The sequence below is a fragment of the Geodermatophilus sp. SYSU D00814 genome (assembly GCF_054050055.1).
In genome coordinates this window covers 1-13035 of record NZ_JBJGYP010000005.1, presented here as the reverse complement: position 1 = coordinate 13035, position 13035 = coordinate 1, and the positions used below count along the sequence as shown (strand labels likewise).

The following is a 13035-nucleotide window of genomic DNA, read 5'->3' as shown; positions in this document are numbered from 1 at the left end:
CGGTGACGGGCGACCCGGCGACGATCGAGCTGAGCCGGGCCGAGCTGCGCGCGGTCGCCGCCTTCGCGGCGGCCTGCGCGCGGCCGGCGCTGGCGGTCTTCGAGCGCGACCGCCCCGGCGACCCGCGCCCGCGGGCCGCCGTCGACGCCGCGCAGGCGTTCGCCGACGGAGCGGAGCGGACGACGGCGCTCCGGGACCGCGCGTGGGACGCGCAGCGGGCGGCGCGGGAGGCCCGCGACGCGGGGCTGGCCGCGGCGGACGCCGCCGCGCGGGCGGCGCTGGACGCCGCCGGTGCGGCGTTCCTGCACCCGCTGGCGAAGGCCACCCAGGTCCGGCACGTCCTGGGGGCGGCCGCGCACACCGCGCGGGCGTTCGAGCTCGCCGCGGGGGACGACCCCGCCGACGGTGCCGACCACGTCGCGCAGGCGCGGCACCTCGCCGGTCCCGTCGTGGTCGACGTGCTGCGCCGCTACCCGCCCGCCCCGGCCGGCGGCGGGCGGGTCGGCGAACTGCTGCGCGCGCTGGACGCGTCCCTGCGGTGACCCGGTCGGGGTCAGGTGAAGGTGACGCCCCCGAACCGGCCGAGGTCCAGCTGCCGCATGCCGACCTGGTGGTACGGGTTGACGCCGCCCTGCAGGACGCCGAGGCACGCGCACTTGTCGAACCGCGCCTGCCGGACCTCCGCGGGGAAGGACCCCGACCACACCGAGCCGTCCTCGCCCTCGGCGTAGTAGTAGAACCACCGGTTGCCCGTGTCGTTCGGCCGCGTCTCGGTCTCGCCCGGGTCCAGGACGACCCACCCGCGGACGTCCCACGGGTCACCGCAGAAGCCGCAGTCGTGGTCCAGGCGCATGTAGGCGACGAACACCCTGCTGCCGTGGGAGTTGGTGAACCGCACGTCCGCCACGGTCAGCCCCCGTCCTGCTCGCGGATGCGCTCGGCCAGCGGTCTGCGCATCGCGTCGGGGACCTCGGACGGCTCCCGCCGCCGGTGGCGCCCGTCCGTCGACTCCGCCGTCCCGGCCTCGGCCGGCTCGAAGCCCGGCCCGGTCTCGTACAGCTCGGACCGCACGGGCGCGAAGGACCCGTTGTCCTCGTCTCGCCAGCCCGACCGCGCCATCTCGCCTCCCGGACGTCGACCCGATGCGCCCGTCCGATCATCTGCAGGGCGCGTCACCGCCGCGTCACCGCCGCGTGCCCGCCGGGCCGGGGCGGTTGCCCGGGGCCGGGAGGCGGACCAGGCTGGCCGGCGCGGGGGACGTCGACGGAGCCGGGCGACCGGAGGTGGACCGTGCCGCGCGTGGCGATCGTGACCGGCGGGACCTCGGGGATCGGGCGGGCGCTGAGCGCGGCGCTGGTGCGCCGCGGCGACACGGTGGTCCTCACGGGCACCGACGGCGCAGCCGCGGCGCGGGTCGCCGAGCAGGTCGCCGCGGACGGATCAGGCACGGCGTCCGGGATGACCGTGGACGTGCGCGACGCGGCGGCCGTCGGCGCCCTGGTGACGGGCACCGCGTCGCGGTACGGCCGGCTCGACCTGCTGGTCAACAACGCCGGCGTGGGCATCGGCGGCCGCACCGACGAGCTGTCCCTGGCCCACTGGGACCGGGCCGTCGACGTGAACCTGCGGGGCGTGGTGCACGGCGTGCACGCCGCCTACCCGGTGATGGTGCGCCAGGGGTCCGGGCACATCGTGAACACCGCGTCGGTGGCCGGACTGCTGCCCAACCCGGGGTTCGCGCCCTACGCCATGACGAAGTGGGGGGTGGTCGGGCTCTCGCTCGCGCTGCGCGCGGAGGCCGCCTCCCGCGGGGTGCGGGTGACCGTGGTGTGTCCCGGCGGGGTGGACACCCCGATGCTGGACAGGGGGATGCCACCGGACCTCCCGCGAGTGCCGAGCGTCGAGGCGATCGACGTCCGGACGGTGATCCGGAAGCTGAACGGAGGCCGGCTCTACGACGCCGACGACCTGGCCGCCGACGTCCTGCGCGGGGTCGACCGGAACCGGGCGATCGTCGTCGCGCCCCGACAGGCCCGGATCGCGTGGCGGCTGATGCGCCTGTCGCCGTCGCTGTTCCTGCGCCTGTCCCAGGCGCTCGCCGCCCGCGACCCCGATCTGCGGGTGGCCACCGGCGCAGCGGCACCTCCGGAGGGGGTCGACGTCCCCGGCCGGCGCCTCAGCGGGGGCCGAGGGCGGTGAGCAGGTCGGCGCGGGCGGTGGCCAGCGAGGGCCCGTACCAGGTCAGCGCCCGCCCGGACACCAGCACCGAGCGGACGCCGGGGAACGCCTCGGGGCCGTCGTCGGCGGTGAACGGGTAGGGCTCGTCGGGCAGCAGGACGACGTCGGGCGCGGCCGCGAGCACGTCGTCGACCGCCACGTGCGGGTAGCGGTCCTCCCCCGCCCCGAAGACGTTGACGAGCCCCAGCCGCGCCAGCACGTCCCCGGTGAAGGTGCGCGGGCCCACCACCATCCACGGGTCCCGCCACACCGGGACGGCGCAGCGCAGCGGCGGCGCGGGCACGGGCCGCGCCCACTCGGCGGCGGCGGTGGTCAGCCAGCCGGGCTCGGGCACCTGCAGCGCCTCGGCGAACAGCCGCCGCATCGAGGCCAGCGCCTCGTCCACCGACTCGATCACCGTCACCCACACCGGGGTGCCCGCCGCCCGCAGCCGGTCGACGTCGAGGCGCCGGTTCTCCTCCCGGTTGCCGACGACGAGGTCGGGCGCGAGCGCCGCGATCGCCGCCCGGTCGGGGTTCTTCGTGCCGCGGACCCGGGCCACGTCCAGGTCGGCCGGGTGCGTGCACCAGTCGGTGGCGCCGACCAGCCGGTCGGGCACGGTGACCGCCAGCGCCTCGGTCAGCGAGGGCACCAGCGACACGATCCGCCGCGGCGGCCGCGGCAGCTCGACCGGGTGACCGAGGTCGTCCTCAGACATTCCGGCGGTACTGGCCGCCCACCTCGAAGAACGCCTCGCTGATCTGGCCCAGCGAGCACACCCGGACGGCGTCCATCAGCGCGGCGAACACGTTGCCGCCCGACGTCGCCGCCTCCTGCAGCGCCGCCAGCGCCGCCGGTGCCTCGTCGGCGTGCCGGGCCTGGAAGTCGGCGAGCCGGCGCAGCTGCGACTCCTTCTCCTCCTCGGTCGCCCGCGCGAGCTCCAGCGGCTTCGGCGGGGTCTCGTCGCGATGCGGGTCGAGGAAGGTGTTGACGCCGACGATCGGCAGCGAGCCGTCGTGCTTGCGGTGCTCGTAGAGCATCGACTCGTCCTGGATCCGGCCGCGCTGGTAGCCGGTCTCCATCGCGCCCAGCACCCCGCCGCGCTCGGCGATCCGGTCGAACTCGGCCAGCACCGCCTCCTCGACCAGGTCGGTGAGCTCCTCGACGATCGCCGAGCCCTGCAGCGGGTTCTCGTTGCCGGCGAGACCCCACTCCCGGTCGATGATCATCTGGATCGCCAGCGCCCGGCGCACCGAGTGCTCCGACGGGGTCGTCACGGCCTCGTCGTAGGCGTTGGTGTGCAGCGAGTTGGCGTTGTCGTAGATCGCGCACAGCGCCTGCAGCGTGGTGCGGATGTCGTTGAAGTCCATCTCCTGCGCGTGCAGCGACCGGCCCGAGGTCTGCACGTGGTACTTCAGCTGCTGGGAGCGGGCGTTGGCGCCGTAGCGGTCGCGCATCGCCACGGCCCAGATCCGCCGCGCCACCCGGCCGATCACCGTGTACTCGGCGTCCATGCCGTTGGAGAAGAAGAAGCTCAGGTTCGGCGCGAAGTCGTCGATCGCCATGCCGCGCGCGAGGTATGCCTCGACGTAGGTGAAGCCGTTGGCCAGCGTGAAGGCGAGCTGGCTGATGGGGTTCGCCCCGGCCTCGGCGATGTGGTAGCCGGAGATCGACACCGAGTAGAAGTTGCGCACCCGGTGGTCGATGAACCACTGCTGGATGTCGGCCATGCAGCGCAGCGCGAACTCGGTCGAGAAGATGCAGGTGTTCTGGCCCTGGTCCTCCTTGAGGATGTCGGCCTGCACCGTGCCGCGGACGGTGGACAGCACCCAGGCGCGGATCTCCTCGGCCTCCGCGGCGTCGGGCTCGCGGCCCTCCTCCTCCCGGAAGCGGTCCAGCCGCTGCTCGATCGCGGTGTTCATGAACATCGCGAGGATCGCCGGCGCCGGGCCGTTGATGGTCATCGACACCGACGTGGTCGGGGCGCACAGGTCGAACCCGTCGTAGAGCACCCGCATGTCGTCGAGCGTGGCGATCGAGACGCCGGAGGTGCCGACCTTGCCGTAGACGTCGGGTCGCGGGTCGGGGTCGCGGCCGTAGAGCGTGACCGAGTCGAACGCCGTGGACAGCCGGGTGGCCTCGCCGCCGGACGACAGCACCCGGAACCGCCGGTTGGTGCGGAAGGCGTCGCCCTCGCCGGCGAACATCCGCGCCGGCGCCTCGCCGGTGCGCTTGAACGGGAAGACGCCGGCGGTGTACGGGAAGGAGCCGGGCAGGTTCTCCCGCCGCAGGAAGCGCAGCAGGTCGGCGTCGTCGGTGGTGCGCGGCAGCGCCACCCGCGGCACCTTCGTCCCGCTGAGCGTCTCGCGGGTCAGCGGGGTGCGGACCTCCGTGCCGCGCACGGTGTAGACGTACTCGTCCCCGGAGTACTGCTCCACCCGCGCCGGCCACTCCTCCAGCAGCGTGCGCACGTCGGGCAGCAGCTCCCGGGCGGCGGCCTCCGCCGCCTCCCGCGCCGCCTCGGCGGCCGCACCCTCCAGGACCTCGGCCGCGGTGGTCAGGTGCTGCCGGCGCCGGGCGAGCGCGGCCTGCTCCTCGGTGACCCGGTGGTGGCCGCGGACGGCGTCGGCGACCTCGGCGAGGTAGCGCGCCCGCGACGACGGCACGACGCTGCTCAGCCCGGTCGAGGCGCGGACGTCGACCCGCGGCAGCACACCGGCGCCCGCGGGCAGCCCCTGCTCCACCAGCAGGCCGAGCAGGTGCTGGTAGAGCGCGGTGACGCCGTCGTCGTCGAAGCGGGCGGCGCTGGTGCCGAACACCGGCATCTGCTCCCACGGCTGGCCGAACGCCTCGCGGTTGCGCACCATCTGCCGGGCGACGTCGCGGCGGGCGTCCTCGGCGCCGCGCCGCTCGAACTTGTTGATCGCCACGACGTCGGCGAGGTCGAGCATGTCGATCTTCTCGAGCTGCGAGGCGGCGCCGAACTCCGGCGTCATGACGTAGAGCGAGACGTCGCTGAACGGCACGATCGCCGCGTCGCCCTGACCGATGCCCGGCGTCTCCACGACCACCAGGTCGAAGCCGGCGGCCTTCACCGCGGCGATGACGTCGTCGAGGTGCTCGGGCACCTGGGCGCCGGCGGTGCGGGTGGCCATCGAGCGGAAGAAGGTGTGCGCGCCCTCGCCGGACTCCAGCGCGTTCATCCGGATCCGGTCGCCGAGCAGCGCGCCCCCGCCGCGGCGGCGGGTGGGGTCGATCGCGACGACGGCGACCCGCAGCTTGTCCTCCTGGTCGCGGCGCAGCCGGCGCAGCAGCTCGTCGGTGAGCGAGGACTTGCCCGAGCCGCCGGTGCCGGTGATCCCGAGGACCGGCACGGTGCGCCCGGCGGCGGCCTCGCGGACCCGGGCGGCGAGGTCGGCGTCGGCACCGGCCTCCAGCACGCTGATCGTGCGGGCCAGGGCGCGGGGGTCGCCGGTGAGCAGCGCGTCGACGTCGGGCCGCTGCGCGGTGAGGTCGACGTCGCAGGCCCGGATCAGCTCGTTGATCATCCCGGGCAGGCCGAGCCGGGCGCCGTCCTCGGGGCTGAACACCCGCACGCCGCGCTCGGCCAGCAGCGCGATCTCCTCGGACACGATCACGCCGCCGCCCCCGCCGAACACCTGCACGTGCCCGGCGCCGACCTCGGCCAGCCGCTCCTTGAGGTAGCTGAAGTACTCGACGTGCCCGCCCTGGTAGGAGGAGATGGCGACGCCCTGCACGTCCTCCTCCAGCGCGGCCCGGACGACGGCGTCGACCGACCGGTCGTGCCCGAGGTGCACCACCTCCGCGCCCTGGCTCTGCAGCAGCCGGCGCATGACGTTGATCGCCGCGTCGTGCCCGTCGAACAGGCTCGCCGCGGTGACGAACCGGACGGGGTGGACGGGCACGTGCAGCTCCGCGGAGGCCATGCCCGAACGGTAGGCGCGATTTAGTAGGACGTCCAACTACTCGTCGGTAGCCCGCCCGGACGCGCCGCGCGGGAACCCCTCGCCAGTCGCCGGGCGTGGTGTCAGAGTGCCCGCCGTCCCCGAACCGAACGGAGCACCTCCCCCATGGCCTTCCGCAACCTGATGGCGAAGCTCGGCGCCGGCAACGCCACCGTCGACGCCGTCCTCGACACCCCGGTCACCACTCCCGGCGGCACCGTCACCGGCACCGTGCACCTCACCGGCGGCCAGATCGCCCAGGAGATCAACGAGCTGCGGGTGTCGCTGCAGGCCACCGTCGAGGTGGAGAGCGGTGACCACGAGTGGCGCGAGAACGTCACCTTCGGCACCGCGGTGATCGCCGGCGCCGGCCGGATCGAGGCGGGCGCCCGGGCGGCCGTCCCGTTCAGCTTCCCGGTGCCCTGGCAGTGCCCCTTCACCACGCTCGACGGCTGGACGCTGCGCGGGGTGAAGATCGGCCTGCGCACCAAGGTCGACGTCCCCGGCGGCGTCGACCCCGGCGACCTCGACGCGGTCACCGTCGAGCCGCTGCCGGTGCAGCGCACGGTGATCCAGGCGCTGGCGGGCCTCGGCTTCACCTTCCGCGGCGCCGACGTCGAGAAAGGCCGCCTGGCCGGCAGCGACCTGCCCTTCTACCAGGAGGTCGAGTTCGCGCCGCCGTCGTCGCTGCGCGGGCGGGTCAACGAGCTGGAGGTGACCTTCCTGGCCTCGCCGCACGGCGTCGAGGTCGTCCTCGAGGTCGACCGGCGCGGCGGGCTGCTCACCGAGGGCCGCGACGTCGGCGGCCGGCTGCACTTCGGCCACCACGACACCGACGTCTCCGCGGTGGCCGCGCAGCTCGACGCCGCCGTGCGCCAGCTCGGCGGCCGGCGCGGCTGGTTCTGACGCTCGACCGCGAGACGGCGGCCGCGCGGCTGCGGGACCTCCCGCGCCGCGCGGCCGCCCGTCCCGACCTGCGCCAGGCCGCCGTCGCGGTCTGCGTGACCGGGCCGCCGGAGCGGCCGGCGCTGCTGCTCACCCGCCGGGCGGCGGGCCTGCGGGCCCACGCCGGGCAGTGGGCGCTGCCCGGCGGCCGGCTCGACGACGGCGAGACACCCGTCGACGGGGCGCTGCGCGAGCTGGCCGAGGAGGTCGGGCTGCACCGCGGTCCCGACGACGTGCTCGGTCTGCTCGACGACTACGTGACCCGGTCGGGCTACGTGATGACGCCGGTGGTGGTGTGGGCCGGCGAGGTGGGCGACCTCTCCCCCGCCGAGACCGAGGTGGCCGCGGTGCACCGGGTGCCGCTGGCCGACCTCGACGTCGACCCGGTGCTGGTGACCATCCCCGAGTCCGACGCGCCGGTCATCCGGCTGCCGCTCCTGGGCGGGTGGCTGCACGCCCCCACCGCGGCGGTCGTCCACCAGTTCTGCCAGGTCGCCTGCCGCGGCCGGCACACCCGCGTCGCCCACCTCGAACAGCCGGTCTTCGCCTGGCGGTAGCGCACGCCGCGGGCACTTCCACGGAAGTGCCCGGTCCCGACCGGTGCACTTCCGCGGAAGTGCACGGCTCGGCGTCGAGCGCCCTCAGCGGCCGGCGCGGGTGTTGAGCCGGGCGGCCCGGCGGGTCAGGTGGTCGCGCTCGGCGAGGTCGGGCGCCCGCCGGGCCGCCTCGGCGTAGAGCCGTGCCGCCGTGTCCAGGTCGCCCGCGGCCTCGTGCAGGTGCGCGGCCACCGCGGTGTGGCGGGGCAGGGAGTCGTCCAGCTCCGCCAGCGCCGCCAGCCCGGCGCGCGGCCCGTCGGCCTCGCCGACGGCGACCGCGCGGTTGAGCCGCACGACCGGGCTGTCGGTGAGGCGCACCAGCTCGTCGTACCACTCGACGATCTGCACCCAGTCGGTCTCCGCGGCGGTGGGCGCGTCGGCGTGCAGCGCCGCGATCGCCGCCTGGGCCTGGAACTCGCCGAGCCGGTCGCGCGCGAGGGCGGCCTGCAGGATCGCGACCCCCTCGGTGATCGCCGCGGTGTCCCACCGTGTCCGGTCCTGCTCGGCCAGCGGCACCAGGCTGCCGTCGGGTGCGGTGCGGGCGGCCCGCCGCGCGGAGTGCAGCAGCATCAGCGCGAGCAGCCCGGCCACCTCGGGGTGGTCGACGACGGCGGCGAGCTGCCGGGTCAGCCGGATCGCCTCGGCGGCGAGGTCGACGTCGCCGGAGTACCCCTCGTTGAACACCAGGTAGAGCACGCGCAGCACCGTGGCGACGTCGCCGGGCCGGTCGAACCGCACGCCGGAGACGGTGCGCTTGGCCCGGCTGATCCGCTGGGCCATGGTCGCCTCGGGCACCAGGTACGCGCGGGCGATCTGCCGGGTGGTGAGCCCGCCGACGGCGCGGAGGGTGAGCGCGACCGCCGACGACGGCGTCAGCGACGGGTGGGCGCACAGGAAGTACAGCGCCAGCGTGTCGTCCACCCCGGAGGCCGGGCCGGGCGGCGGCTCCTCCTCGACGAGGTCCTCGCGCCGGCGCCGGGCGGCGTCGGCCCGGGTGGCGTCGAGGAACCGCCGCCAGGCCACGGTGACCAGCCAGGCCCTCGGGTCCCGCGGCGGGTCGGCCGGCCAGACGCGCAGCGCCTCGACCAGCGCCTCCTGGACGGCGTCCTCGGCCGCCGCGAAGTCGGCTCCGCGGCGGACGAGGACGCCGAGCACGCCCGGCGTGAGGCTCCGGAGGAGGACCTCGTCCAGGGGAGGGGTCACTCCGTGACGGTGGGGGCCGCGCCGAGGAACGGGCGCACCTCGAGCCACTCGTGGATCGGCTCGCCGCCGGCCCCGGGGGCCGCCGACAGCTCGCCGGCCAGCTCGATCGCGCGCTCACGGCTGTCGACGTCGACGACCATCCAGCCGGCGACGAGGTCCTTGGTCTCGGCGAACGGGCCGTCGACCACCGGCGGGCGGCCCTCGCCGTCGTAGCGGACCCACATCCCGTCGGCGGCGAGCGCCTGGGCGTCGACGAACTCGCCGGTGCCCTCGAGCCGGGCCGCGAAGTCGTCCATGTAGCGCACGTGCGCCGAGATCTCCTCCGGCGTCCACTTCTCCATGGGGACGTCGTTCACCGCCGCCGGGGCGCCGCGGTAGTGCTTGAGCAGCAGGTACTTGGTCATGTCGTCTCTCCTCGCTGGGTGCGGCCCATCCTGGCCGCGTGCACCCCGGGGACGGAGCCGGTCGGGGGTTCTCGACATCCCTCCGTGCACGTCCGCGGAAGTGCCCGGTTCCTGCGGTGCACTTCCGCGGAAGTGCCCGGTTCCTGCGGTGCACTTCCGCGGAAGTGCCCGGGCCGTGCCGTGCACTTCCGCGGAAGTGCCCGACAGGGGCGGGTCGCTCAGCGGCGGTGCCAGCGGGCGGCGCCGTAGGAGGCCAGCGCCAGCACGACCCCCGACAGGACGGCGCTGCGCGGGCGCACGTCGCCGGTGGCGCGCGAGGTCCACACCGCGGCCGCGTCGAGCGCGGTGAGCAGCAGCGTCACCTCGGTGGTGCGCCGGGCCTGCGGTGCCGGGGTGACCAGCAGGGCGGTGCCCATCGCGATGTTGCGGGCCGCGCCCAGCCGCACCAGCAGCGGCAGCGCGACGTCGTCGCGGGCGGCGTCGGGCCGCACGCCGAGGGTGCCGGCGATCCACCGCGGCGCGAACAGCGCCGCCGTCCCGATCCACACCGACAGCGACCCGACCGCCGTGCGGGTGACGTCCCAGTCCCGATCCCTCACGCCGGGCCCTTGCCCGCGAACCGCCTGCTCGAACCGGCGGTGAGCACCAGCACGACGGCGAGGAAGGGCAGCGTGACCCAGCTGGCCACCACGTCGCTGACCGTGGCCACGGTGAACGCCGCCGCCGACGGTGCACCCAGCGGCCCGAGCACGCCGTCGACGCCGAGCGCGGCCACCGACGCCGGCAGGGTCAGCAGCGCCGACACCGACCCGCCGAGCACGACCCCCGCCAGCACCGCGGCCGGGGAGACCCGGACCGCCCGCAGCGCCGTCGCGGTCCCCCGGCCCAGCGCCCCGCGCGGGCGGACCCGGCCGGCGCCGGGCAGGTCGGTGAGCGCGCCGGTGAGCCACAGCTGGGCCAGCAGGCCGGTGGTGAAGCCGACGACGTCGACCAGGAGCGCGGCGCCGGCGCTCGGGTCGCCGTACACCAGCAGCTGGCGCGCCACGTCGGGCACGGTGTTGACCAGCGTGACCGCCAGCGAGGTGGCGTAGACCGGCCCGGCGTGCCGGCGCAGCAGCGCCAGAGCCGCGCGGACGGTGTCGCCGACGCTCACGCCCGGGTCGCGACGGCCTGGATCCACCGGTCGCCGGCGGCCCGCCGCAGCCGGCCCTCCGGCACGTGCAGGCCGGAGGCGGCCAGCTCCGCGACCAGCTCGTCGGTGGAGAACCGGTCGGCCGGGTGGCGCGACACCGCCCGCAGCGCCGGGGCGTCGACGAACCGGCGGGTCATCTCGGTGAGCGCCAGCTGCCCGCCGGGCCGCAGCACCCGCGCGGCCTCGGCGACGGCGGCCCGCCAGTCGGCGATGTGGTGCAGGGCGTGGAAGTCGACGACGAGGTCGACGCTCGCGTCGTCGACCGGCAGCGCGGTGGCGTCGCCCACCCGGAAGGTGACCCGGTCGGCGAGGTCGGCGCAGCGCACCCGGGCGCGGCCGACGCTGGCCGGGTGGACGTCGAACGCCGTCACCTCGGTCGCGCCGAGCCGCTCGACGGCGACCCGCGCGCCCAGGCCCCGGCGGCCGGTGCCGATCTCCACCGCGCGGGCGCCGTGCGCGCCGAGCCGGCGCAGGACGGCACCCTCCACCCGGTACCCGATCTCGTACCGCAGGCGGGAGTCCACCCACAGCCGGTTGGCGTTCACGAAGGTCGGGGGCACGGCACGGCTGCCGCGCAGGTCGGGGCGCATGCCGCGCGGCTACCCCGTCCGCGGCGGGACAGTCACGGCGCGAGTGCGGCGTACACCTCGCGCGCGTGGTCGAAGACCAGGAAGTGCCCCTCGCCGGCGTACCAGTGGGCGCGGCAGCGGGGCAGCATGGCCGCCAGCACCCGACCCAGCCCGACCGGCACCTGCCAGTCCTGGGTGCCGTGCCAGACGTGCACCTGCTGGCGCACCTCCCCGACCGGGAAGCCCCACGGCCGGAACAGCAGCGCCCGGTCCTCGGCCAGCGACGCGGCACCCTGCCGCAGCCCCTCGGTGAACGTCGCGGCCAGCACCCGGCGGACGGCGGGGCGGCCGATGACCCGCCGGTCGGCGGGGTTGAGCCGCACCTGCAGGTAGCGCGGCAGCAGCGCCGGGCGGACGGTCAGCGGCGCGAAGACCGGCCGCAGCAGCGCCGACGTCGCCGGCGAGGGCCGGTGCACGGCGGCGCGGACCGTCGGCGGCAACCAGCCCGGCCAGGGCCAGGGCACGTCCGGCGGCGGCGCGCCGCCGAGGACGCCGACGGTGTGCACCCGGTCGGGCAGCGCGTGCGCGCAGGCCAGCGCGTACGCCGCACCGCCGGAGAGGCTCAGCGTGGCGAACCGGTCGACGCCGAGGGAGTCGAGCAGCTCGACGACGTCGCCGGGCCAGTCGGTGACCCGCCGGCCCGGCCGCGGGTCGGACCGGCCGAAGCCGGGCCGGTCCGGGACGATCAGCCGCACGCCCCAGCGGCGGTAGGCGGCGGGGTCCTCGACGTGCCGCTCCAGGCGCGAGCTCGGCGAGCCGTGGCAGCCGAGCACCGGCCGGCCCTCGGGGTCGCCCCACTCGGCGTAGGCCATCGTGCGCCCGTCGCGCAGCTGCAGCCGGCCCTCGCGGGGCCCGTCGGCGGGGTCGGTGCTGCCGGTGTGCATGGCGGGGCGCTACCCCCGGCCGTCGGACGCATGCGGCAGCCTGGGCGCGATGGGACCCCAGACGCCCCCGCGCCGGCTGGACGCCGCCGAGCCCGCCCACCTGCGCGACCCGCGCGACGCCACCGCCGTCGTCCACCGCTACGCGGCCGACGGGCCCCTGGCCGCGCTCGTGCGGCGCTTCTGGATCCCGGTGTGGTCGGTCCCGCCCGGGTGCGAGTCGGTGCAGCGGGTGCTGCAGCACCCCGCCTGCCTGCTGGTCGTCTCCCCCGACTCGGCGCGCTTCCACGGCGTGGTCACCGGCCTGTCCACGACGACGCTGACCGGCGAGGGCTGGGCGGCCGGCGTCATGCTCACCCCGGCCGCCGGCGCGCTGGTCGCGGGCGGTCCGGTGGCCCCGTTCACCGACCGGTCGGTCGACCTCGGCGAGGTGCTCGGCGACGATGGCGCCCGGCTGGCCGGGCGGGTCCGGGCGGCGATGGCCGCCGACCCCTCCTCCCCCGCCGCGCACGCCGCCGCGACCGCCGCCTACGCCGACGTGCTGCGCCGCTTCCTGCCGGTGGACGAGGAGGGGCTCCTGGTCGACCGGGTGGTGGCGCTGGTGGAGTCGCGGCCGGACCTGACCCGGGTGGACCAGCTGTGCGCCGCGACCGGGCTGTCGGAGCGGGCGCTGCAGCGGCTGGTGTCCCGACGGCTCGGGCTGACCCCGAAGTGGCTGGTGCAGCGGCGCCGGCTGCAGGAGGCGGCCGGCCGGCTGCGGGAGCGCGCGGTGACCCTCGCCGAGGTCGCCGCCGACCTCGGCTACGCCGACCAGCCGCACCTGACCCGCGACTTCGCCCGCGTGACCGGGATGACGCCGGGCGAGTTCGCCGCCCGCTACGGCGAGGCCCGACCGCGGGGGGGCGGGCGCCCCCCCCCCCCCCCGGGGTTTCCTCGGCGCGCGGCACAAACCCCCCCGGGAGGAGGGGGGCGCCCCCCCCCCCGACCGGGTCCTGGTACCAAC

The 13035-nt window shown here is 76.4% G+C and carries 15 protein-coding genes; 5 read left to right on the top strand and 10 right to left on the bottom strand.

Annotation, left to right across the window (positions count from 1 at the left end; all coding sequences use genetic code 11):
- The first annotated feature begins 2 nt into the window (after positions 1-2).
- Positions 3-542 carry a putative immunity protein gene (locus ACI780_RS04905; protein WP_457001165.1) on the top strand — a complete coding sequence of 180 codons (540 nt, stop codon included), beginning with the start codon at positions 3-5 and terminating at the stop codon, positions 540-542.
- Positions 543-553: 11 nt separating this feature from the next.
- Here ACI780_RS04905 and ACI780_RS04900 read toward each other — a convergent pair whose 3' ends face one another.
- Entirely contained in the window at positions 554-907 is a 354-nt protein-coding gene (locus ACI780_RS04900) for a hypothetical protein (protein WP_456868794.1), read from the bottom strand.
- Positions 908-909: 2 nt separating this feature from the next.
- A complete protein-coding gene (locus tag ACI780_RS04895; protein ID WP_456868795.1) occupies positions 910-1119 on the bottom strand; it encodes a hypothetical protein in 210 nt (69 codons plus the stop codon).
- A gap of 180 nt (positions 1120-1299) precedes the next feature.
- Between ACI780_RS04895 and ACI780_RS04890 the strand changes: the two genes are divergently transcribed.
- Complete coding sequence (locus ACI780_RS04890) at positions 1300-2199, top strand: SDR family NAD(P)-dependent oxidoreductase (RefSeq protein WP_456868796.1); 900 nt, start codon at positions 1300-1302, stop codon at positions 2197-2199.
- Here ACI780_RS04890 and ACI780_RS04885 read toward each other — a convergent pair.
- Both ACI780_RS04885 and icmF read right to left on the bottom strand, forming a co-directional pair.
- Complete coding sequence (locus ACI780_RS04885) at positions 2177-2935, bottom strand: helical backbone metal receptor (RefSeq protein ID WP_457001162.1); 759 nt, start codon at positions 2933-2935, stop codon at positions 2177-2179. The genes ACI780_RS04890 and ACI780_RS04885 overlap by 23 nt on opposite strands.
- The gene (gene icmF / locus ACI780_RS04880) at positions 2928-6164 is read right to left on the bottom strand and encodes a fused isobutyryl-CoA mutase/GTPase IcmF (RefSeq protein WP_456868798.1); all 3237 of its coding nucleotides are present in this window, start codon (positions 6162-6164) and stop codon (positions 2928-2930) included. The genes ACI780_RS04885 and icmF overlap by 8 nt, the downstream gene beginning before the upstream one ends.
- A 144-nt stretch (positions 6165-6308) precedes the next feature.
- Here icmF and ACI780_RS04875 point away from each other — a divergent pair, with 144 nt between their 5' ends.
- Positions 6309-7088, top strand: a complete 780-nt coding sequence (locus ACI780_RS04875; RefSeq protein ID WP_456868799.1) for a sporulation protein — start codon at positions 6309-6311, stop codon at positions 7086-7088.
- Positions 7079-7684 (top strand): NUDIX hydrolase, encoded by a 606-nt coding sequence (locus ACI780_RS04870; protein ID WP_457001406.1) that lies wholly within the window; start codon positions 7079-7081, stop codon positions 7682-7684. The genes ACI780_RS04875 and ACI780_RS04870 overlap by 10 nt, the downstream gene beginning before the upstream one ends.
- Before the next feature lie 84 nt (positions 7685-7768).
- On the opposite strand, the gene ACI780_RS04865 is transcribed toward ACI780_RS04870, so the two are convergent.
- The 6 genes from ACI780_RS04865 to ACI780_RS04840 all read right to left on the bottom strand — a co-directional run bounded on the left by ACI780_RS04865 (position 7769) and on the right by ACI780_RS04840 (position 12035).
- The gene (locus tag ACI780_RS04865; RefSeq protein WP_457001159.1) at positions 7769-8926 is read right to left on the bottom strand and encodes an RNA polymerase sigma factor; all 1158 of its coding nucleotides are present in this window, start codon (positions 8924-8926) and stop codon (positions 7769-7771) included.
- Positions 8923-9330: a YciI family protein gene (locus ACI780_RS04860; RefSeq protein WP_457001157.1), complete on the bottom strand. Its 408-nt coding sequence runs from the start codon at positions 9328-9330 to the stop codon at positions 8923-8925. The genes ACI780_RS04865 and ACI780_RS04860 overlap by 4 nt, the downstream gene beginning before the upstream one ends.
- Before the next feature lie 218 nt (positions 9331-9548).
- Complete coding sequence (locus ACI780_RS04855; protein WP_456868802.1) at positions 9549-9929, bottom strand: DUF4267 domain-containing protein; 381 nt, start codon at positions 9927-9929, stop codon at positions 9549-9551.
- A complete protein-coding gene (locus tag ACI780_RS04850; RefSeq protein ID WP_457001155.1) occupies positions 9926-10483 on the bottom strand; it encodes a hypothetical protein in 558 nt (185 codons plus the stop codon). The genes ACI780_RS04855 and ACI780_RS04850 overlap by 4 nt, the downstream gene beginning before the upstream one ends.
- Positions 10480-11112, bottom strand: coding sequence for a class I SAM-dependent methyltransferase (locus ACI780_RS04845; RefSeq protein WP_456868804.1), 633 nt, complete (start codon positions 11110-11112; stop codon positions 10480-10482). Before ACI780_RS04845 ends, ACI780_RS04850 begins: the two co-directional genes overlap by 4 nt.
- Positions 11113-11144: 32 nt before the next feature.
- Positions 11145-12035, bottom strand: coding sequence for an alpha/beta fold hydrolase (locus ACI780_RS04840; RefSeq protein ID WP_456868805.1), 891 nt, complete (start codon positions 12033-12035; stop codon positions 11145-11147).
- A 49-nt stretch (positions 12036-12084) separates the two neighbouring features.
- Here ACI780_RS04840 and ACI780_RS04835 point away from each other — a divergent pair.
- On the top strand, positions 12085-13035 hold a 951-nt coding region (locus ACI780_RS04835; RefSeq protein WP_457001153.1), incomplete at its 3' end, for a helix-turn-helix domain-containing protein.